At 74.1% G+C, this 20,760-nt stretch carries 21 protein-coding genes and 1 tRNA gene; 12 read left to right on the top strand and 10 right to left on the bottom strand.

What is annotated here, in order from left to right:
• Positions 1-7: 7 nt before the first annotated feature.
• From ACLQ2U_RS10605 to ACLQ2U_RS10580, 6 genes are all read left to right on the top strand, one after another.
• Entirely contained in the window at positions 8-2,059 is a 2,052-nt protein-coding gene (locus ACLQ2U_RS10605; RefSeq protein ID WP_425750397.1) for a cell division protein FtsK, read from the top strand.
• 141 nt (positions 2,060-2,200) lie between these two features.
• A complete protein-coding gene (locus ACLQ2U_RS10600) occupies positions 2,201-2,455 on the top strand; it encodes a hypothetical protein (RefSeq protein WP_425750396.1) in 255 nt (84 codons plus the stop codon).
• Positions 2,452-2,697: a hypothetical protein gene (locus tag ACLQ2U_RS10595; RefSeq protein WP_425750395.1), complete on the top strand. Its 246-nt coding sequence runs from the start codon at positions 2,452-2,454 to the stop codon at positions 2,695-2,697. The genes ACLQ2U_RS10600 and ACLQ2U_RS10595 overlap by 4 nt, the downstream gene beginning before the upstream one ends.
• Before the next feature lie 48 nt (positions 2,698-2,745).
• Positions 2,746-3,156 (top strand): winged helix-turn-helix domain-containing protein, encoded by a 411-nt coding sequence (locus tag ACLQ2U_RS10590; RefSeq protein ID WP_425750394.1) that lies wholly within the window; start codon positions 2,746-2,748, stop codon positions 3,154-3,156.
• Between the two features lie 374 nt (positions 3,157-3,530).
• Positions 3,531-4,412, top strand: coding sequence for a hypothetical protein (locus ACLQ2U_RS10585; RefSeq protein WP_425750393.1), 882 nt, complete (start codon positions 3,531-3,533; stop codon positions 4,410-4,412).
• Between the two features lie 127 nt (positions 4,413-4,539).
• Positions 4,540-4,971 (top strand): hypothetical protein, encoded by a 432-nt coding sequence (locus ACLQ2U_RS10580; RefSeq protein ID WP_425750392.1) that lies wholly within the window; start codon positions 4,540-4,542, stop codon positions 4,969-4,971.
• A gap of 81 nt (positions 4,972-5,052) precedes the next feature.
• Here ACLQ2U_RS10580 and ACLQ2U_RS10575 read toward each other — a convergent pair.
• A tRNA-Ser gene (locus ACLQ2U_RS10575) sits at positions 5,053-5,139 on the bottom strand.
• A 217-nt stretch (positions 5,140-5,356) separates the two neighbouring features.
• On the opposite strand from ACLQ2U_RS10575, the gene ACLQ2U_RS10570 reads away from it, so the two are divergent.
• Positions 5,357-6,334, top strand: coding sequence for an NAD(P)H-quinone oxidoreductase (locus ACLQ2U_RS10570; protein ID WP_425750391.1), 978 nt, complete (start codon positions 5,357-5,359; stop codon positions 6,332-6,334).
• A 15-nt stretch (positions 6,335-6,349) separates the two neighbouring features.
• On the opposite strand, the gene soxR is transcribed toward ACLQ2U_RS10570, so the two are convergent.
• Positions 6,350-6,829: a redox-sensitive transcriptional activator SoxR gene (gene soxR, locus ACLQ2U_RS10565; RefSeq protein WP_425750390.1), complete on the bottom strand. Its 480-nt coding sequence runs from the start codon at positions 6,827-6,829 to the stop codon at positions 6,350-6,352.
• 46 nt (positions 6,830-6,875) lie between these two features.
• On the opposite strand from soxR, the gene ACLQ2U_RS10560 reads away from it, so the two are divergent.
• Together ACLQ2U_RS10560 and ACLQ2U_RS10555 are read left to right on the top strand one after the other, a co-directional pair.
• Complete coding sequence (locus tag ACLQ2U_RS10560; RefSeq protein ID WP_425750389.1) at positions 6,876-7,592, top strand: transketolase; 717 nt, start codon at positions 6,876-6,878, stop codon at positions 7,590-7,592.
• On the top strand, positions 7,592-8,491 hold the full coding sequence (locus tag ACLQ2U_RS10555; protein WP_425750388.1) for a transketolase family protein: 900 nt from the start codon (positions 7,592-7,594) through the stop codon (positions 8,489-8,491). Before ACLQ2U_RS10560 ends, ACLQ2U_RS10555 begins: the two co-directional genes overlap by 1 nt.
• Here ACLQ2U_RS10555 and ACLQ2U_RS10550 read toward each other — a convergent pair.
• Entirely contained in the window at positions 8,477-9,184 is a 708-nt protein-coding gene (locus ACLQ2U_RS10550) for a glycosyltransferase family 2 protein (protein WP_425750517.1), read from the bottom strand. The genes ACLQ2U_RS10555 and ACLQ2U_RS10550 overlap by 15 nt on opposite strands.
• A 123-nt stretch (positions 9,185-9,307) precedes the next feature.
• On the opposite strand from ACLQ2U_RS10550, the gene ACLQ2U_RS10545 reads away from it, so the two are divergent.
• Complete coding sequence (locus ACLQ2U_RS10545) at positions 9,308-11,557, top strand: phospholipid carrier-dependent glycosyltransferase (RefSeq protein WP_425750387.1); 2,250 nt, start codon at positions 9,308-9,310, stop codon at positions 11,555-11,557.
• Between the two features lie 139 nt (positions 11,558-11,696).
• On the top strand, positions 11,697-13,295 hold the full coding sequence (locus tag ACLQ2U_RS10540; protein ID WP_425750386.1) for a ricin-type beta-trefoil lectin domain protein: 1,599 nt from the start codon (positions 11,697-11,699) through the stop codon (positions 13,293-13,295).
• Between the two features lie 50 nt (positions 13,296-13,345).
• Here ACLQ2U_RS10540 and ACLQ2U_RS10535 read toward each other — a convergent pair whose 3' ends face one another.
• The 6 genes from ACLQ2U_RS10535 to ACLQ2U_RS10510 form a co-directional block, all read right to left on the bottom strand.
• A complete protein-coding gene (locus tag ACLQ2U_RS10535; RefSeq protein WP_425750385.1) occupies positions 13,346-13,954 on the bottom strand; it encodes a hypothetical protein in 609 nt (202 codons plus the stop codon).
• A gap of 56 nt (positions 13,955-14,010) precedes the next feature.
• A complete protein-coding gene (locus ACLQ2U_RS10530; protein ID WP_425750384.1) occupies positions 14,011-15,483 on the bottom strand; it encodes a sensor histidine kinase in 1,473 nt (490 codons plus the stop codon).
• Complete coding sequence (locus ACLQ2U_RS10525) at positions 15,476-16,168, bottom strand: response regulator transcription factor (protein ID WP_425750383.1); 693 nt, start codon at positions 16,166-16,168, stop codon at positions 15,476-15,478. The genes ACLQ2U_RS10530 and ACLQ2U_RS10525 overlap by 8 nt, the downstream gene beginning before the upstream one ends.
• 68 nt (positions 16,169-16,236) lie before the next feature.
• Complete coding sequence (locus ACLQ2U_RS10520; protein WP_425750382.1) at positions 16,237-16,743, bottom strand: hypothetical protein; 507 nt, start codon at positions 16,741-16,743, stop codon at positions 16,237-16,239.
• A 232-nt stretch (positions 16,744-16,975) separates the two neighbouring features.
• Positions 16,976-17,965, bottom strand: coding sequence for a phosphotransferase (locus ACLQ2U_RS10515; RefSeq protein ID WP_425750381.1), 990 nt, complete (start codon positions 17,963-17,965; stop codon positions 16,976-16,978).
• Positions 17,966-18,053: 88 nt separating this feature from the next.
• Positions 18,054-19,226, bottom strand: a complete 1,173-nt coding sequence (locus ACLQ2U_RS10510) for a thiolase family protein (RefSeq protein WP_425750380.1) — start codon at positions 19,224-19,226, stop codon at positions 18,054-18,056.
• A gap of 98 nt (positions 19,227-19,324) precedes the next feature.
• Between ACLQ2U_RS10510 and ACLQ2U_RS10505 the strand changes: the two genes are divergently transcribed.
• Complete coding sequence (locus ACLQ2U_RS10505) at positions 19,325-19,756, top strand: PH domain-containing protein (protein ID WP_425750379.1); 432 nt, start codon at positions 19,325-19,327, stop codon at positions 19,754-19,756.
• Between the two features lie 43 nt (positions 19,757-19,799).
• Here ACLQ2U_RS10505 and ACLQ2U_RS10500 read toward each other — a convergent pair whose 3' ends face one another.
• Positions 19,800-20,741, bottom strand: a complete 942-nt coding sequence (locus ACLQ2U_RS10500) for a rhomboid family intramembrane serine protease (RefSeq protein WP_425750378.1) — start codon at positions 20,739-20,741, stop codon at positions 19,800-19,802.
• Positions 20,742-20,760: the final 19 nt, after the last annotated feature.

Genomic DNA, 20,760 nt, shown 5'->3' with positions numbered 1-20,760 from the left:
GACCACCATGAGCACCGACGTGATCCCCCACGAGCAGATCGAAGACGCCGAAACCGTCACCGTCTACCTGCCCACCCAGGGCGGACCGGTCGACCCCGACGACGCCATCTCCACCACCTGGGCGACCATCACCGGCACCGACGGCAGCGACCGCACCCCGATCATCCCGGCGTGGATGCGGTCCAAGCCCCAGCGCGGCGCGACCCTCCGGCAGATCGGCGGGACCGTCGCGTACCACGCCCTGTTCCACGCCAGCCGCTCCCCGAAGTACCTCGCCAAGGTGGCGTGGTACGCCCCGCAGGGTGCGGGGCGGGCCGTGGCGTCGACGTTCTGGTGGACGGTCGGCGGGAAGCAGAACTACAACCTCCGCCAGGACGTTGCCAACAAGAACGACGCGTTCACGTGGAAGGACCTGAACAAGGTCCGGGCGAAGGAGTCCAAGGCCCACTGGTGGCTGGTCGTACCAACCCTCGTGGTTGTCGCCGCCGCCGCCGCCGTGGCGTACCACACCGGCGCCGTACCACGGATCGGGTGGTACGCCATCGCCGCCGCGCTGACCCTGCTCGCCGCATACCACGGCCGCCCGGCGGACAAGCCCATCCTCGACCGGGTCAGCCACGGGCCGCGGTTCACCAAGCTCACCGGCACGGCGGTCCGCGACGCCGTCGTCGCACTGTCCGTCGGCGTCAAAGAGCCCGGGCAGATCACGTTCCCGCCACCCGGCATCCACCGCGACGGCCCGGGCTGGATGGCCCGGTTCAACCTGCCCGGCGCGATCGTCGCCACCGCGGTGCTGGAGAAGCGCGACGGCCTCGCCGCAGCGCTGCGCCTGCCCGTTGATCAGGTGTGGCCGGAGGTCGGCGGCGACCACCCCGGGCAGGTCGCCCTGTGGGTGGGTTTCCAGTCGGCGTCGAAGATGGGCCAGCCCCGCTGGTCCCTGGCCGCCGACAATGCCCGGACCAGCGTCTTCGAGTCCCACGAATTCGGCACGGACCAGCGGCAACGCCCCGTCAAGACGTCCCTGTTCGCGCGGAACTTCCTCGTCGGCGGTGTGCCCGGGTCCGGGAAGTCGTACGGCGCCCGCACCCTGGCGATCATCGCCGCCCTCGACCCGACGTGTGAGCTGAAGATCGCCGAGTTCAAGGGCACCGCCGACTTCGGCGACCTCGCCCACCTGTGCACCACCTACGCGTGCGGGGTGGACGACCAGGCCCTCGGCGTGGGCATGGAGATCCTGGCCTGGGGCCTGGCTGAGGCTGAGCGGCGCGGCGAGCGGATCCGTAAGGCCCGCGAGCGGGGCGAGGCGCCGGAGGGGAAGGTGACGCCGGAGCTGGCCGCCCGCCGCGGGTCCGGCCTGCACCCGGTCGTCATCGTCATCGACGAGGCGCACGAACTGTTCGGCGACACCACCGTCGGCAAAGAGGCCGCGATGGCCGCAGAACGCCTGATCAAGCGGGGTCGAGCGCTGGGCATCATCATCGTCCTGGCCACGCAGATCCCCGACAAGACGTCGCTGCCGCCGAACATCACCCGCTGCGTCACCGTCCGCTGGTGCATGGCGGTGCAGGACCAGGTCGCGAACGACATGATCCTGGGCACCGGGGCGTACAAGCGGGGCCTGACCGCGACGTCGTACCGGCCGGGTGACGACGCGGGCTGGGGTGTCATGACGGGCCTGACCAGGCCCACCACCGTGCGGTCGCAGTTCCCGGACCCCGAAACCGCGGCCTCGATCGTCGCCCGCGCCACTGCGCTGCGCGGCGGTGGCGTGGTCGGGAAGACCAGCAAGGAGAAGGTCAAGGCCAGGGACATGCTCGCCGACGCGTGGGCGTGCCTGCGCCCGGGGGAGTCCGGCATGCCGTGGGCGGTCCTCGCCGAGCGTCTCGCCGAGCTGGCGCCCGAGTTCTACACCGGCATCACCGCGGACATGGTCCGCGAGTCCCTGGCCCGCTACGACGTGCCGACCCAGGACGTGAAGGTGGAGGGCCGCAACATCAAGGGCGTCCGCCGGACCGCCCTGGACGCCGCCCAGCAGGCCCGCCAGATCGCCGACAAGTAGGTCGCGGGCCCGGTCGCGGCGCCCACCCCAGTCGCGGGTCCGCGACTGGGGCCGCGCCGGGCCTGACCTGCGTAGACAGCCGATAGTCGCGGTCGCGGCACCCTCGCCGCGACCCCCGAAATCAGCCCCTGGAGGCACCCTGTGACCCTCACGCTCGCCGCGACCGCCATGCTCGCCGCGTACGCCCTGCTGTGCGCGGTGAAACCGTTCGGGAAGTGCCGACGCTGCGCCGGCAAAGGCCACCGCACGACCGCCGTCCGCAAGCGCCCCCGCCCCTGCCGACGCTGCAAGGCCAGCGGCCTGCGCCGGCGCTGGGGGCGCAGCCTGTACGTGTGGGCGAAGAAGACGTACAAGCCGATGGTCGACCAGAAGCGCCGCGCCAGGGCGGCGGCGTGAGGGGCGGCTGGGTCGGGTGGACGCTGCTCGCCGCCCTGGTCCTCGCGTACCCGGTGTCCTGCCTGATGTACCCGCAGCGGGACTGCCGCTGGTGCAAAGGCAGAGGCGTGCGCCGGCCGGAGTCGGACCCGACGCTGTCCCGCAAGTGCTGGTGGTGCAAGGGCAGCCCGCGGCGGGACCGGTTCGCCACCCGACTGTGGAAGCGGCGCCGAAGACGAGCGGCGCGGTCGAAATTGAGCTAGCCGGGTAGCCCGCTAGCGCCCAACCAGCCGGGCCCTAGCCTCCGGGGCGTGATCTACCCGGGGCAGGGCCCGGTCGGCTACGCGGAGCTGGCCGAGATCCTCCGCGCGCAGATCACCTCCGGGCAGATCAGACCCGGCCAACGCCTCCCGTCCGAGGCGACCCTCGCCCAGACGTACGGGGTGGCCAGCAAGACCGCCCGAGCAGCGCTGATGCAGTTACGCAACGAGGGCCTGGCCGTGTCGGTGCGGGGCTACGGTGTGGTCGTGCGGGAGCACGTCGAGCCGGAACTGGTGACTGTCGACCCGGGTGACGCGGTGTCGGCCCGCAACCCGACGCCCCGCGAGCGCGACGAGTACGACGTGCCCGAAGGTGTGCCGCTGATCGTGGTCCACCACCCCGACGGTCTGCAAGATCTGTACCCGGCGGACAGGCACCGGATCGTCTTCCAGGCGGGCTGAACGGACGCACCCCCATCTGACTAGTTCGGGGCGATCTTGCAATCCGTAACAGTCAGATCACTCATGTTCGCCATCTGCGTGACCGGACCGGTAGGCCTTGCCGTGGCAAGGCTCCGCGACGGATCTTCACATGGCGCGAAGTGACCGGCCGGTAGCTGGTCACAGGGGACGAATCGTCACCGATCTTGATGGCTGAACGGACACGACCCATAGCCGAGCGTGCAAATGGCGGACACTTGTACGACGATGGACGCTTCGCCGAGCAAGGTCCACACTTGCCCGACGGAACCTTTCCCCAGCCTTAACCGGACTGGTGAGAGGATCGGGGGAAGTCCCAGCCACGGGACCGAAACGCCTTCGGGGAGGTGACGGCCATGCAGCACCACACCATCCGACGCGTGCTCCTGGCCGGAGCCTTCACCGCCGGCGCCTGGATCGGCCTCTCGGCCCTCGACGCCGACGACGCCCACGCCGCCGACAAGAAGCCGGCCGCCGCGGTCCAGCTCCCCGAGCAGGCCAGCGACAAGGCCAAGGCCGCCGTCACCAAGGTGTCCAAGCCGAAGTGCGAACCCGGCAAGAAGCCGGCCAAGCCCAAGCCGCCGGCCGAGGACCAGGGCGACGAGCCCGTCCCCAAGCCGGACCCGAAGCCCACCGAGGACCAGCCGCCGGCCGACAAGCCGGACAAGCCCGCCGAGGACAAGCCCGCCGAGGACCCCAAGCCCGAGCCAGACCCCATCGTCGAGCTCCCGCCGCTGGACCCGCCGCTGCCCGAGCTGCCCACCATCCCGCTGCCGCCGCTGCCCGAGCTGCCGCCGGCCCCGACCGCGCCGGCTCCGACCGCGCCCGTCGTCATCGGCCCCGTCGCCGGCACCACCCCGGCCGCCACGCCCGCCAACCCGCCGCCCGGCCCAGCCGTCGCCGCCCTCATCACCGCGCTCACCGCCGGCCCCGACCAGCCAGCCCTGTGCGGCGACCCCGACGACGCCCCGCCGATCGACCGGGACGCCCTCCGCGCCCTCCTGCGTGTGCCCGACGAGCCGCCGGCCGCCGAGCGCACCAGCAAGCCGTGCCAGCCTGAGCCCGCCGACAACGCCACCAGCGGCGCCACCGCCAGCAGCGGCCAAACCGGCGCCACCCACGCCGCCGACCTCACCGGCAGCCACGTCCCGCCCACCCTGGCCCGCCTCGAACACGCCCGGCCGCGGTCGACGATCCCCGCCTCCCGACACACCAGCGTCGAGCCCGGCCCAGCCTGAGCCGCCCCCTGCCCGCCTTCCCGCGGGCACACGCCGGCCGCCACCCCCTGGGCGCCCGGCAGGAGGCGGCTACCCCCCGGCCTCCGATCAAGCCACCACAGCACAACCGATCGGAGCTGATCAGACCGTGTACCACCCGAAGCGCCCCACCCCGTTGTCGTACGGCATCGCAGGCGCGATCTGCACCGCCGGAACCATCGCCGTCTTCGCCCGCGTCCTCCACAACTTCACCCCGTTCACGCTGGCCGAGCCGTTCGACACCCTGACGTTCGCCGTCGGCGCCACCTACGCCGTCGCGGGGCCCTTCCTCGGCGCCTGGCTGGCCATCAAGGTCTCGCGACGGGAAAACGCCGCCCTCCGCGCGCAGGTTGACCGGATGCGCGACGAGCGGCGCACCTTCGACAGCCTCGTCGAGCACATCGAGAAGGTCGACGCCCAGGCGGAGGTCACCACCGTCGTGGTGCGCAAGCTGCTCAAGGCGATGGAGGAGAAGGCGGCGGAAGAGGACACAGTGTTCCTCGCCAAGCTGCACTCCATCAACGGAGGGGGCGGCGCCTAGTCCCCCCACCAGCCCCCCACCAGCAAACAGCCCCCGTCGGCAAACGGGGGCTGAGCTGCGTAAAGGGAGATCCACGACGGGCGGAGGGTGTGGGATTCGAACCCACGAAGACATCGCTGCCTTACCGGTTTTCAAGACCAGCGCCATCGGCCACTAGGCGAACCCTCCCGGACCGCCACCCGAGGATGCGCGGCCGGTGCCTAGTCTGCCACGGACGCCGCACGGACGAACCGACCTCCCACCCCCCGTGTGGCAGCAGGGCAACGGTGATCATGTCGACCACCAGGATCGGGGCGGGCGATCGGTCCACAGTGGGCGGATTTTCCGGTGGGGGGATATCCCGACCCGGACGTGGCCCGGGGGATGGATCGGGTAAGACTGGGCCATGCGCGCGATCACGATCCCGGAACCCGGCGGCCCCGAGGCACTCGTCTGGGCCGAGGTGCCCGATCCCGAGCCCGGCCCGGGTGAGGTGATCGTCGACGTCCGGGCCAGCGCGGTGAACCGGGCGGACCTGCTCCAGCGGCAGGGGCACTACCCGCCGCCGCCCGGCGCGCCCGCGTACCCCGGTCTGGAGTGCTCCGGGGTGATCGGCGCGACCGGCCCCGACGTGACCGGCTGGGAGGTCGGCCAGGAGGTCTGCGCGCTGCTGGCCGGCGGCGGGTACGCGGAGCGGGTGGCCGTCCCGGCCGGGCAGCTGCTGCCGGTGCCGGCCGGCGTCGACCTGGTCGACGCGGCGGCGCTGCCCGAGGTGGCCTGCACGGTCTGGTCGAACGTGGTGCGGCTGGCCCGGCTCGGCACGGGCGAGACGCTGCTGGTGCACGGCGGCGGCAGCGGGATCGGCACCTTCGCCATCCAGCTCGGGGTGGCGCTCGGCGCGACCGTGGTGGTCACCGCCCGGTCGGCGAAGCACGACCGGCTGCGCGAGCTGGGCGCCGCGCACACCATCGACTACCGGGAGCAGGACTTCGTCGAGGAGGTACGCCGGGTCACCGACGACCGGGGCGCCGACGTCATCCTCGACATCATGGGCGCCTCCTACCTGGGCCGGAACGTGGCGGCGCTGGCCGACGGCGGCCGGCTGGTGGTGATCGGCATGCAGGGCGGCCGCAAGGGCGAGCTGGACCTGGGCGCGCTGCTGGCCAAGCGGGCATCGGTTGCCGCCACGGCGCTGCGCTCCCGGCCACCGGAGGACAAGGCGGAGATCGTCCGGGGAGTCCGGGAGCAGGTGTGGCCGCTGGTGGAGTCCGGCGCGGTCCGGCCGATCGTGGACCGGCGGCTGCCGATCACCGACGCGGCGCAGGCGCACCGGCTGGTCGAGTCGAACGACCACGTGGGCAAGGTGCTGCTCACGGTCGGCTGACGGCGCGGGGCAGCCTCACCGCCCGGCCGGCGAGGCCGAGGGAGCGGCGACGGCCGGCGGCCGGGGCAGGACCAGCCGGGCGCCCGGCCCCTCGCCGGCGAGCGAGTCCCCCGGGTTGTAGAGGGTGCAGCGCTGCAACGACAGGCAGCCGCAGCCGATGCAGCCGTCCAGGTCGTCGCGGAGCTTGCCGAGCAGCCTGATCTTCTCGTCCAGCCGCTCCCGCCAGGTGCGGGAGAGCGCGGCCCAGTCGTCCGGGGTAGGGGTACGCGAGGACGGCAGCGAGTCCAGCGCGTCCCGGATCTCCTCCAGCGAGATGCCGACCTGCTGGGAGATCCGGACGAACGCCACCCGGCGCAGCTCGGTGCGGGCGTACCGGCGCTGGTTGCCGCCGGTGCGCTCGGCCCGGATCAGGCCGAGCCGCTCGTAGTAGCGCAGCGCCGAGGGGGCCACGCCGCTGCGTGCCGCGAGCTGCCCGATGGTGAGGGATCCGTGCATCACACCGCCTTGAGTTGAAGTGAACTTGAGATTGCAGGCTAGCCGCATGACCATCACGACCGCCACCGCCCCACCCGGCCGGACCGTGCCGGGACCGGTCGCCACGCCGCTGGAACGGCTGCGCGCCGGCCGCGAATTCGGCCCCAACGTGTACTCGACGATCGACGTGCTCTGGGTGCTCCACGACCGGATCCTGCGGATCACCCCGACGACCGTCGACGACCCGGAGCGGGACCGCTTCCTGCTCTCCAAGGGCCACGCCGTCGCCGGCTACTACGCGGTCCTCGCCGCCAAGGGCTTCGTCCCCGCGAACTGGCTGGACGACCAGGGCGGCCCCGACAGCCGCCTCGGCGACCACCCGGACCGGCTGCTGGTGCCCGGGGTGGAGATCGGCTCCGGCTCGCTCGGCCACGGCCTGGGGCTCGGCGTGGGCACCGCGCTCGGGCTGCGTGCCCAGGGCCTCGGCGACCCCCGGGTGTACGTGCTGCTCGGCGACGCCGAACTCGACGAGGGCTCCAACCACGAGGCGATCGCGTACGCCGGCGCCACCGGGCTGGCCAACCTGACCGCGATCGTGGTCGACAACCGGTCCGCCAGCCACGGCTGGCCGGGCGGGGCGGCCAGCCGGTTCACCGTCAACGGCTGGACCGCCGCCACCGTCGACGGGCGCGACCACGACGCCCTGCACACCGCCCTGACCGGGCACGACCAGCACCGGCCGCACGTCGTCGTCGCGGTCGTCACCGACGGGGAGCAGCCGTGATGCGGGAGACCTTCATCGACACCATGACCGACCTGCTGGCGGAGGATCCGCGTACGGCGGTCGTGCTGGCGGACATCTCCGCCGCGTCGTTCGCCCCGGCGGCCCGGCGGCACCCGGACCGGGTGCTCAACGTCGGCATCCGGGAGCAGCTGCTGGTCGGGGTGGCCGGCGGGCTGGCGCTGACCGGGCTGCGACCGGTGGCGCACAGCTACGCCCCGTTCCTGGTGGAGCGGGCGTACGAGCAGATCAAGCTGGACCTCGACCACCAGGGCGTCGGCGCGGTGCTGGTCAGCGTCGGGGCGTCGTACGACCGGGCGGCGGCCGGCCGGACCCACCTCTCCCCGGCCGACGTGGCGCTGATCGACACGCTGCACGACTGGACGGTGCACGTGCCCGGGCACCCGGGCGAGGTGGCCGGCCTGCTGCGGCGCGCCGTGGCGGCGGACGGCTTGGCGTACCTGCGGTTGTCGACGCAGGTCAACGGGCGGGCGTACCCGGGGAGCGGCGAGCTGCGGGTGGTGCGCGACGCTGGGCCGGGCGCGGCGCTGCTGGTGGCGGTCGGACCCATGCTGGACGCGGCGCTCGCGGCGGTGGCCGACCTGCCGGTCACCGTGGCCTACACCCACCGCCCGCGGCCGTTCGACGTGGGCGGCCTGCGGGCGCTGGCCGGTACGGAGGTGATCCTGGTCGAGCCCTACCTGGCCGGGACGTCGGCCCGGGTGGTCGGCGCGGCGCTCTCCGACCGGCCGCACCGGCTGCTCAGTCTGGGGGTGGGTCGGGCGGAGCTGCGGCGGTACGGCTCGGCCGACGACCACACCCGTTGGCACGGGCTGGATGCGACCGGCCTGCACCGGTCGGTCGGCGACTTCCTGTCGCCGGCGCTGTCAGCCGCGGGCTGAGCCGGCGGGACGGCGGCGGGTGCGCTCCCGGCCGAGGATCCAGAGCGCCTCGACGCCGTCCTTCCAGGTGATCTTCTTGCCCTCCTCGCGACCGCGGGCCCGGTAGCTGATCGGCACCTCGTAGGGGCGGATCCGCTGGCGCAGCAGCTTCCCGGTCACCTCCGCCTCCATGCCGAAGCCGCGGGAGCGGATCTCCAGCGAGCGGTAGAGCTCCACCGGCATCAGCTTGAAGCAGGTCTCCAGGTCACCGATGTAGGAGTTGAAGAGCACGTTGGCGACCATCGTGACGCCCTTGTTGCCCATCACGTACCAGAAGCTGTAGGCGCTGTGGCTGCCGAAGGTCCGATTCCCGTAGACCACGGTGGTCCGGCCGTCGAGGACCGGGGCGAGCAGGCGGGGGATGTCCTGCGGGTCGTACTCCAGGTCGGCGTCGAGGATGACCATGTATTCACCCTCGGCGTTGTCCACCGCCGTCTTGATCGCCGCGCCCTTGCCCGCGTTGCGCTGGTGGGTGATCACCCGAAGCCGCGTGTCGTCGGCCCGCCCGAGGATCTCACCGGTGCCGTCCCGGCTGCCGTCGTCGACCACGACCAGCTCGATCTCGCACGGGTAGTCGACCGCCAATGCCTGCTTGAGGGCATCCGCGATGCGTTCTTCCTCGTTGTAGACCGGCATGAGGATCGAGAGCTTCACGGGGATCTCCACGGTGGCGACAGCATGTCGGCCCTAGCCTAGCCTGGCAGGTCAGTCCCACCGAGCCCGCCACCACGGACATCCGCCGGTCGGGCATCAGGAACATGGTGTTTACTTCCGCCCATGTCGGCAGCCGGCTCCCTGTTGGCGGTGACGCCCGTCGCCGCGCTCGCCCCGCCCTCCGGCGTGCTGTGGCCCCGCCGGGACAGGGTGATCGCGCCGCTGCGGCTGGCCGTCGTCCGCGCCGCGCTGCTGACCGGCATGTTCGCCGTGCTGACCGTGGAGCTGCTCGGCGCCCGGCACGCGCTCACCCGGCCGGCCTTCGTCGCGGCGTGGCTGCTCTTCCTGGTCGGGGTCGCCGGCGCGGCCGGGTGGCGGCGCCGCCGGGCCACCGTCCGCCGGGAAACGGCGGTCACCGCGACCCGGCGCGCCACGCTGGTGGGGGCGGGCGCGCCGGCCGCCGCGCCGGCCACTCTCGACGGCCCGGCCGCCGGGTCCGGCCCGACGGTCTCCCCGGGGCCGGCGTCCCTGCGGCGCGACGTCGCGACGGCCCTGGCCGGCTGGTCCGCCCGGCTGGCCCACGTCCGGCGTACGGCCGGCCGGGGCGAGCGGCTGCTGGCCGGCACGGTCGCCGGGCTGGTGCTGGTGGAGCTGTTCGTCGCCCTGCTGGCCGAGCCGAACAACTTCGACTCGCAGACCTACCACCTGCCGAAGGTGGAGCACTGGGTCGCCCAGGGCAGCCTGGACTTCTGGCCGACCGCGATCCACCGGCAGGTGACCATCCCGCCCGGCGCGGAGTACCTGCTGCTGCACCTGCGCCTGTTCACCGGCGGGGACCGGCTGCACAACCTGGTGCAGTGGGCCGCCGGGATCGGGTGCCTGGTGGTGGCCACCCGGGTGACCGCGCAGCTCGGCGGTGGGCGGCGGGCCCAGTTGTTCACCGCGTTCGTGCTGGCCACCACGCCGATGGTGGTGCTCCAGTCGACCAGCACCCAGACCGACCTGGTGGCCGCCGCCTGGGCGGCCTGCGCGGCGACGCTGGCCCTGGACGGGCTGCGCCGGCGAGCCGGCCTCGGCGCGCTGCTGGCGCTGGGCGCCGCGACCGGGCTGACCGCGCTGACCAAGACCAGCGGACTGCTCGTGGTCGGTCCGCTGCTGGTCCTCTGGGGTGTCGCCCAGCTCCGGCTGGCGTTCCGACCGGGAGCGACGCGGTCAAGACCGGTCGGAGCGGACGGTTCCGGCGGCGACCCGGGCCCGGCGCCCACCGGACCGGCGGACCGTGATGCGCGGGTCCGGCCGGCGGCCGGGGTGGCGCGGACGGCCGGTAGCTCGCTGCTGGTGCTGCTGGTCGCCGCGGTCGCGGTGGGACCGTTCCTGGCCCGGGAGATGGGAGAGTTCGGGCACCCGCTCGGGCCGCCCCGGTTGCGCGAGTCCGTCCCGATGGAACGGCACGACCCGGCGTCGATCCTGGTCAACGCGCTGCGGATCGGGCACACCGCGGTCGACACCCCGCTGGCCCCGCTGCGGGCCGGCAGCGCCGAGGCGATCATGGCCGGCTCCCGGGCGTTCGGCGTCGACCCGCAGGACCGGGCGATCACGTTCGGCCGGGCCGTCTTCCCGGTGCCGGCCTGGTATCCGGACGAGGACCGGGTGGCGTTCCCGCTGGCCGGGTCGCTGGCGCTGGTCGGCGCGATCGGCGCGCTGGCCCGGCCGGCCCGGATCAGTCCGGCGCGGCCGAGCGCGCTGCGCGCGTACGCGGTCGTGGTGGTGGTCGCCGTCGGGCTGCACACCGCGATGATCAAGTGGCAGCCGTGGGGCAACCGGCTGCTGCTCTACGCGCTGGTGGCGGCCGTACCGCTGGCCGGGCTCTGGCTGGACGCGCTGTTCCGGCGCCGGCCGGTCCCGGGCCGACGGTCGGTGGCGGCGGGGCTGGCGGTGACCGTGCTGGCCACCTCGGCGCTGGCCGGCGTGCTGACCCTCTCGTACGGCTTCCCGCGCCGGCTGGTCGGCGCCGGCTCGGTCGTCACCACCCCGGAGTGGGACACCCGCTTCCTGCGCCGGCCGCAGTGGGCGGCCGAGTTCCGCTGGGCGGCCGCGGCGGTCCGGGGCACCGGCGCCCGCCGGATCGGCCTGGTGCAGCAGAACGACAACTGGGAGTACCCCTGGTGGCTGCTGCTGCGCGATGCCGACGGCGGGCCGCCGGAGCTGGTGGCGTTGCAGTCGGTGCTCCCCGAACGGCCGCCCGCCGACCCGGCCTCGGTGGACGCGATCGTCTGCACCGGTACCCGCGCGGCCTGCGCACGGCTGGCCCCGCCGAACTGGCGGGTCGAGTTCCGCGACCACGTCGGCTACGCGCTGCCACCGTCCCGCTGAATCACCCACGGTCCGGCGGACACCGCGGCGCGCAGATGGCGGAAACCTTTCCCGAGACATATTCACATCACTGAGTCCCGCGCGTTACCTTCCGGTAACTCGATCGACGCCCCGCGATCGAGCCGAAAGGAGTGCGTCGATGCTTGGCACCCCCACCAGGCGCGCACCGGCGATCCGACGGCGGACCCTGGCCGTCGTCTCCGCCGCCGCCCTCGTCCTGCCGATGCTCCTCGGGCCGGCGTCCCCCGCCACCGCCGACGACCGTCCGACCGTCCAGCCACTCCCGACCAACCTCGAGGCGGTCCGCGCCGCCGAGGCCACCGCGCTCTACGGCTCACCGGAGATCCGGCCGCTGGAGCAGCGCCGCACCGCCCTGGTCACCATGGGCGACAGCGAGATCTCCGGCGAGGGCGTGGGCAACTACGTCCCCGGCACCCACCAGAACGGCAACTGGTGCGACCGCTCGTACGACCAGGCCGTCTTCCGTACCGGCATCCCCTCCGACACCCAGTACAACCTGGCCTGCTCCGGGGCCACCCCGTGGAACCTGGTCGCCGGCGGTCCCACCCAGCACAACGAGCTCAACCAGGGCGACTACCTCGCCGTCAAGGCCCGCAACACGCAGGTCAGGCTGATCTGGGTGGTGGTCGGGGCCAACGGCGACGGCACCATCCAGTTCGGACCGGTGGCCACCGACTGCGCGGTCCGCCGGGTCTTCTTCCAGGGCCCCTGCTACCCGACCTACACCGACGAGTGGACCATCCGCACCGACGGCAGCCGAGGCGCCGTCGAGGAGGCGCTCGCCTCCATCCGGCAGACCATGACCGACGCCGGCTACCTCCGCTCGGACTACGAGCTGGTGCTCATGTCGTACCCGAGCCCGGGCAGCCCGGACGTGGAGGACAACCCGGACTTCCCCGGCTGGTACGGCGGTGGCTGCCTGCTCTACCTCGCCGACACCGCGTTCGCCCGGAACAAGGCGGTGCCGCTGTTCGAGTCGGCGCTGCGCGCGGCGGCGACCAACACCGGCACCCGCTACCTGGACGCCAGTCGGCTCTTCCACGGCCACGAGGTGTGCACCGACAACACCTCGGTCCGCGGCCTCTACATCGAGGTGGGGATCTGGGACGAGAACGCCGCCCGGCAGTCGTTCCACCCCAACGCCCGCGGGCACGGCATGTTCGCCCAGTGCATCACCCAGTTCTGGAACTCCGGCCAGCAGCGGGCCACCTGCGTCGACCCGGCCAGCACCGGCAGCGGCGTGCTCTACACCGGGCTCCTCGAGTTCAAGCAGCTGCGCAACGCCGCCACCGGCACCTGCGTGGACGGCAAGGGGTACAACTCGCGCAACGGCACCGCCCAGCAGTCGTACGCCTGCCACGGCGGGCGCAACCAGGGCTTCTGGTACGACCCGACCCGGCAGTCGCTGCACTCCGAGCTCTCCCACGACCGCTGCCTGGACGCGGCGGGCGGCTCGCTGACCGCCAACACCGCGGTCAACATCCACGACTGCCACGGCGGCGCCAACCAGAAGTTCGTCTTCGCCGGCAACCAGCTCAAGCCGGCCGGCGCGACCAACCTCTGCGTGGCGTTCGACAACCCGTGGTTCGGCACCCCGAGGCTGCGGCTGGCGACCTGCTCCACCAGCGCCCGCCAGCAGTGGTCCTTCGAGTCCCGGTCGTTCCCGAACCCCGTCGGGTACGGGCACGACGACTTCATCGGTTCCCGGGTCTACTGACCGACGACGGGAGCGGCCGTCCCCTGCCGGGGACGGCCGCTCCCGCGTGCTCACTGCTGCTTGAACGGGACCACGATCAGTCGGGCCGTACCGCCGTCGCCGTCCTTGGCACCCGCGACACCGACGGTCGTACCGACCGTGATGTCGCTGGACCGGACCGTGGTGCGCCGCTCGATCACCCGCAGGTCGTCGCCGAACGTCCAGGTCATCGTGAAGCCGTCGGAGGACTTCACGGTCATCGAGTCGCCGTCGATGGCGGTCACCTGGCCGCGCTGGACGGCGACGGTCTTCGTGCCGCCGTCCTTGGTCTGCACCACGGCCTCGCCGTGCAGGGTGTTCTTCCGCAGCAGCACCCGGGCCTGCCGCCGCTTGCGCCACTCCTCGGCCCGCTCGCCCCGCTTGCGCTTCGGGCCCGGGGAGGCCTCCGGGGCGGGCGACTCCGACGCCGACGGCGCGGCGGCGGCGCGCACGTCCAGCTCGCCGGGGTCGAAGCCCATCGCGGCGAGCGCCTGGCCCTCCGCACCCATCGCCGCGGCCACGTCGACCGCGGCCGCCTTCGAGGCGTCCTGCGCCACCTGGGCGGGGCCGCAGCCCGTGAGACCGAGCGCGACCCCGGCGACCAGCGCGGTGGTGGCGGTGGCGAAACCCCAACGTGCCATGATTCTCCCTCTCGTCCGTGGTGCAATCAGCGTCCCCGACCCGGATGGGCGCGGGGTCAGGCCGATGTTCGGGTCAGGTAAGGATGCGCGGGGAGCCGGACGGTGAACGCCGCCCCGCCCTCCGGGGCGTGCCCGGCCGCGATGTCCCCGCCGAGCCGGCGGACCAGCCCGGCGGCCAGCGCCAGCCCCAGGCCGCTGCCCACCTTCCGCACCCCCCGGTAGCGCTGGTGCAGCGCCCCGCGCTCGAAGGCCACCGCGAGGTCGTCGTCGGTGAAGCCGGGCCCGCCGTCGCGGACCTCGACCACCCCGCCGGCCGCCGGGTCCGCACCGGCCGGCCGGACGGCGAGCACCACCGGCGCCCCCGGGGGTACGACCCGCAGCGCGTTCTCCAGCAGCCCGTCCACCACCTGCCGGATCCGCCCGGGATCGGTGTACGCCGGCACCGCCGCGGCCGGTACCTCCACCCGGAACGGCACCCCGAGCGCCGCGCACCGGTCCGACCAGGTGCGCTCGGCGTCCGCGGCCAGCCGGGTGAGGTCGACCGGGACCGGTTCCAGCGGGAAGTCCGCCGCCTCCAGCCGGGCCAGCGCGAGCAGGTCGCTGACCAGCCGGTCCAGGTGCTCGGCCTCGGCGAGCATGGTCCGGCCGGTGCCTGGCGCCTGGTCCGCGTCGATCACCCCGTCGGCCAGCGCCTCGGCCCAGCCCCGGATCGCGGTCAACGGGGTGCGCAGCTCGTGCGAGACGGAGAGCAGGAACTCCCGCTGCCGTCCCTCGCTGGTGGCCAGCGCGGCGGCCAGCCCGTTCAGCGCGTACGCCAGGTCGGCCACCTCGTCCGGCGGCTCCACCGGCACCCGGACCGCCCGGTCGCCGGCGCGCAGCCGGGCGGCGGCGGTGGCCGCGACGCGGATCGGCCGGGCCAGCCGGCGGGCGAGGAGCAGCCCGGCCGCCACCCCGGCGGCGAGCCCGGCCAGCAGCGGCAGCCAGAGGGTGCGCAGCACCTGCCGCCAGGGGCCCTCCGGGGTGGCGCGGGTGAGCACCACCCCGTCGCCGCCGGGCAGGGCGCGTCCCTCGACCAGGGCCCGCTCGCCGTCGACAAGCCTGCGGCCGGAGACGTTCCCGCCGGCGGAGACCCGGGTCACCACCTGCCGGGGCAGCCCGGGCCGGTCGACCTGGCCGCCCCGGACGACCCACACCTCGATCTCCTGCTGCCGCAGCTGGCGGATCAGTCGATCGCCGCCGGCGTCGCGCTGCCGGGCCGGGCGGACCCGCAGCACGTCGGCGGCGAGCCGGGCCTGCGCGGCGAGCGCCTCCTGGTCGCGCCGTTCGGCGCCGCGGACCGCCAGGGGGACCGCGACCAGCGCGGTGACCAGCACCGACACCAGCGCCACCGCGCAGGTGACCAGGACCGCGCGGGCGGTCAGGGTACGACCGAACCGGAGCCGGGGGGGCGCGGGCACCGGGCGGGCCCCGATCACCGGCAGCGCGACGGTGGGCTCGTGCGGCCGGTGCGGGGCGACGGGCTCAGCCATCGGCCGCGTACCCGACGCCACGGTGGGTGCGGATCACGCTGGCCGCGCCGAGCTTGGCCCGGACCTGCGCGACGTGCACGTCGACGGTCCGGGTGCCGGCGTGCGCCGCGTACCCCCAGACGCCGGCCAGCAGCTCCTCCCGGGTGAAGACCCGGCCGGGCCGGGCCATCAGATGCGCGAGCAGGTCGAATTCGGTGGAAGTGAGCTGCACGGGCACGCCGGCTGCGGTGACGGTGCGGCGGGCCGGGTCGAGGGTGACCGGGCCGACTGTGCGTGGCCGCTCGGCTCCCTCGGGGGCGCCGGCGGTGCGGCGCAGCACCGCGCGGACCCGGGCCACCAGCTCGCGCGGGCTGAACGGCTTGGTGACGTAGTCGTCCGCGCCCAGCTCCAGGCCGACGATCCGGTCGACCTCGTCGTCGCGGGCGGTGAGGAAGATGACCGGCGTCCAGTCTCCCGACTCCCGCAGCCGGCGGCAGATCTCGGTGCCGGCCAGGCCGGGCAGGGCGATGTCGAGCACGCAGGCCACCGGGCGCAGCCGGCGGGCGGCGGCCAGCCCCGCCGTGCCGTCCCGTTCCAGGTGCACACCGAACCCGTCCCGGCCCAGATAGAGCCGGACCAGCTCGGCGATGGCCGGCTCGTCCTCCACCACGAGGACGAGCCCGCGCGGCGCGGCGTCGACGGTCACCGGCCCATGATGACCGACCGCCGGGCACAGTGGCCGTACGGCTGTGTTCGGGTCAGGTAAGGATGCGGTCAGCGGGCCGCGACGGGGCGCAGGCCCGGCGCGGCGGCCGGCGTCTCGCCGATGGTGGCGACGACCCGCTCCTCGGGCTTGCGCAGCCGGGTGCGGAAGGCGTGGTGGAGCAGCGTGTCGAGCTGCCACACCTGCTTCGGGTGCTGGGTACGGATGACGAACCGCTCGCGGGCCCCGTCGATCGCGGTGGCGGCAAGCTCGACGGAGTGCGACCGCGGGTCCGGGCTCCAGGTGACGTTGCTCAGCTCGCGGAGTTCGGTGTTGAGGTGCAGGCGCAGCCGGTGCAGCACCCGGGTCTGCTGGGTGACCACCATCCGGCGGTGGGTGAGCAGGAGGAGGTATTCGCCGGCCACGGGGCGGTCGGGGCGACTGCACCGGGTGACCAGGATGGTGGCGTCGCCGGAGCCGACGCACTGCCGGAAGACCGGCATGTTCCGGCTCACCGTATGGACCGCCAACCCGGTCTCGGCGGCGGCCGGGAGGAACGTTCGCGAGAACACGTCCATGCCCTGGTCAACGAGCAGTGACCTGCGGTGATGTGGGTCACTGCCGACTTTTGGAACTTCCACGCCGCCGAGTCGCACCCCCGGTGCGACATCCGGCCGGCGGCGGGTCGGCGGTCAGGAGGTACGCGGCCCGGACACGCCATGACTGCCGTCACAGCGCCGGGCGACGGCGCACGGGTCGGCGCTCAGCGCGGGCCGGCGCCGGCGCCGGCGGTCAGAGCGGGGCCGGCGGTCAGAGCGGGCCGGGGGCGAACAGCTCCTCCAGCCAGCCGGGCACCGCCTCGGCGTACTCCGTGCGCGCCGGGTCCGGGGTGTCCAGGGCCCGCCGCCAGGAGAGCGACCGGCTGACCACGGTCACCCGCGTCGCCAGTCCGGCGGCCTCCCGCAGGGTGGCCCGGTCGTACCGGTCCGTCCACGCCTCCAGGTACGCGTCACGAAGCCGCGCCAGCGCCGGGTCGCCCCGGTCCAGGTCGAAGCCGTGGGCCACCGAGCGGAGCGTCACCAGCAGGGTGCCGAAGGGGTGGGCGACGGAGGCGTCCCCCCAGTCGAAGATGCGGTACCCGTCGTCGGTCACGAAGATGTTGCCGTCGTGCAGGTCGTCGTGCTGGATCGTGGCCGGGACGCCGACGTCGGCGAGCCGCCGGCAGTCCGCGGCGTACCCGGCCCGGTGGGCGCGCAGCCGGTCGTACGCCTCCCGGGTCAGCCCGTTCTCCGCCCCGAGCAGCAGCGACCCCTCGTCGTCCAGCAGCGCCCCGAACAGCTCCGGCAGCACCTCCGGCCGGTGGTCGGGCACGCCGGCGGCCAGCATCGCGTCGACCCGGGGGGCGGTGGCGAGCTGGAGGTCGGCGTACGCCGGCAGCACCCGCTCCCAGCGGGTGAGGTCCCGGTCACCGCCCAGCACGTCGCGCAGGCTCGGGCCACCGTCGGGCAGCAGCGACCAGCCCCGGTCGACGTCCACCGCGAGTGGGCCGAGCACCCGGTCCGGCGCGAGCCGGGCCAGCTCCGTCAGGAGCGCCGCCTCGTGCCGGGTGCCGGGGTTGTTGGCCTTGAACCAGAACGGACCGACGTCGGTGGGCACCCGCCAGACCAGCGACCAGGGGCGGACCCGGGGCTCGACCGGGCCGGTGACCCGCCGGCCGAGCTGCTCGCCCACCCAGTCCAGGGCGGTCGCCTGCCAGTCGGGGTCGGTCCAGTCGGTCTGCGGCGCCGAGGTCGCGGTCACCTCGGCAATCTAGGCCGAGGACCGGCCACGGGCGAGGGATTTCCGCCCCGTCGGGAGGTCGACGCCTGCTGCGGCGGGTCGGGTCGGGTCAGAGCAGCTCGACGATGGTGGCGTTGGCCATGCCGCCGCCCTCGCACATGGTCTGCAGGCCGTACCGGAGGCCGTTGTCCCGCATGTGCTGGAGCATCGTGGTCATGATCCGGGCGCCGGACGCGCCGAGCGGGTGGCCCAGGGCGATCGCGCCGCCGCGCGGGTTGAGCCGCTCCGGGTCGGCCTCGGTCTCCGCCAGCCAGGCCAGCGGCACCGAAGCGAACGCCTCGTTCACCTCGTACACCCCGATCTCCTCGATGCCCAGCCCCGCGCGGCGCAGCGCCTTCGCGGTGGCCGGGATGGGGGCGGTGAGCATGGTTACCGGGTCGTCGGCGGCGACCACGGCGGTGTGGATCCGGGCCAGCGGGCGCAGGCCGTGCCGGCTGGCCCACTCGCTGGTGGTGACGGCGAGCGCGGCGGCGCCGTCGGAGATCTGCGACGCGGACCCGGCGGTCACCACGCCGTCCGCGCGGAACGGGGTGGCCAGCTCGCCGAGCTTCTCCAGCGAGGTGTCCCGGCGGATGCCCTCGTCGGCGGCGAACTTGGCGCCGTCGGCCAGGGCCACCGGGGCCAGCTCCGGGTCGAACGCGCCGGCGTCCTGCGCGGCGGCCGCCTTCTCGTGGCTGGCCAGCGCGAACTCGTCGAGCTGGGTCCGGGAGAAGTGCCAGCGGGCGGCGATCAGCTCGGCCCCGACGCCCTGGTTGAACGGCAGCGGCTGGTCGTCGGCGAAGCCCTCGACGCCCCGGTAGCGCTCGCGGAGCTGGTCGCTGAACGGCATCCCGCCGCCCACGCTGGAGCCCATCGGCACCCGGGTCATCGACTCGACGCCACCGGCCACCACCAGGTCGGCCTGGCCGGAGAGGACGGTGGCGGCGGCGAAGTGCAGCGCCTGCTGGCTGGAGCCGCACTGCCGGTCGAGGGTGGTGCCAGGGACCGACTCGGGCCAGCCGGCGGCGAGCACACCGTTGCGGGCGATGTTCCAGGACTGCTCCCCGACCTGGGAGACGCAGCCCCAGACCACGTCGTCGACCTGGCCGGGCTCGATCCCGGTGCGCTCGGCGAGGGCGCGCAGCACGTGCGCCGAGAGGTCGACCGGATGCACGGTGGCCAGGCTGCCCTTGCGCCGCCCGACCGGGGTGCGTACCGCGCCGACGATGACTGCGTCACTCATATCTACTCCCCGGTAACCTGGCTGCGTCGATCCTACGTCCTCGGCGGGCCGTCGTCCTCCCCCGGGAACCGGGGACGTCCGGCTGGCATGCTGGACCCGTGCATCCACCATCGTCCCCGGCCCACCAGTGGCGGGTGCCGGCGGCCCTGCCGGCGGCGAAGCTGGCCGGCGCGGCCGTGCTGGTCCTGCTGGGACTCCTGCTCTCCGACGGCGACCGGGTCCGGCTGGTGCTGGCCGTGACGGCCGGCGTGGCGCTGGTCGGGTGGGCGCTGCGGGACCTGCTCGCCCCGGTACGCCTCGCCGTCGACCCGGAGGGCGTCACCGTCATCCACGGCTTCGCCGGCCGGCGGCGGCTGCCCTGGCCGGCGGTGGAGGCGATCACCGTGGACCGGCGTACCCGGCTCGGGCTCTCCGCCGAGACGCTGGAGATCGACGCCGGGGAGTCGCTGCACCTCTTCGGCCGGTACGACCTGGACGCCCCGCCCGCCGAGGTGGCCGAGGCGCTCCGGGCGGCCCGCCCGTCGGGCTGAGCCACCGCCGGCCGCGCCGAGCCGACCCGCGCTGAGCGAAGGCTCAGCCGGTCAGTGCGGCGGTGCGGACCAGCACCAGGCCGAGCAGCGCGACCAGGATGATCCCGGTGCCGGCGGCCTGGAACACGGACCGCTTCATCCGCGGCGCGTACGCCAGCACCCAGCCCATCGCCGCGCCAGTGACCAGGCCGCCGATGTGCCCCGGGATGGAGATGCCCGGCACGGTGAACGTGAAGATCAGGTTGATCACCAGGATCGGCACGATCGCCGAGGTGTCCCGGCCCAGCCGGCGCATCAGCACGAACACGGCGGCGAAGAGCCCGAAGATGGCCGTCGAGGCGCCGGCCGAGGCCGCGTTCGGGTTGCTGAACAGGTAGGCCGCGACGTTGCCACCGAGGCCGGCGACCAGGTAGAGGGCGAGGAACCGCAGCGGCCCGAGCAGGGCCTCCAGGTCCCGGCCCAGCACCCAGAGCGCCCACATGTTCAGCAGCAGGTGCACCAGGCCGTAGTGCAGGAACATCGCGGTGACCAGCCGGTACCACTCGCCGGCGGCCACGCCCTCGACCGGGAACTGCGGCGGCCACTGGGCCAGCACCGCGCCCCAATGGGTCAGCGGGGTACCGCCGCCGAGCAGGCCACCGAGGCCGGCGCCGCCGGCCATCGAGTCGCCGCCCCGGTCGCTGGCGATCGACAGCACCATGGCCAGCACGTTCAGCGCGATCAGGGTGCGGGTGACCAGACCGCGGCGGCCGGCGGCACCGCCACCGAAGGCGGTACGCGCCGGCCGCACGCTGCGGCGTCCCTCGTTCACGCACTCCGGGCACTGGTGGCCGACGGAGGCGTCCCGCATGCAGGCCGGGCAGATCGGCCGGTCGCAGCGGGTGCACCGGACGTACGTCTCCCGGTCCGGGTGGCGGTAGCAGACCGGAGTGGTCGGCACCGGCCCACCGGTGGCGTCGCCGGTCGGCCCGGGGCGTTCAGTCATGCGTGCAAAGGTACCTCGC

It is taken from the genome of Micromonospora sp. DT47 (assembly GCF_049844475.1).
Taxonomy (GTDB): domain Bacteria; phylum Actinomycetota; class Actinomycetes; order Mycobacteriales; family Micromonosporaceae; genus Micromonospora.
Note: the sequence above shows the minus strand (reverse complement) of the source record. Positions and strands in the feature narration are given on the sequence as shown.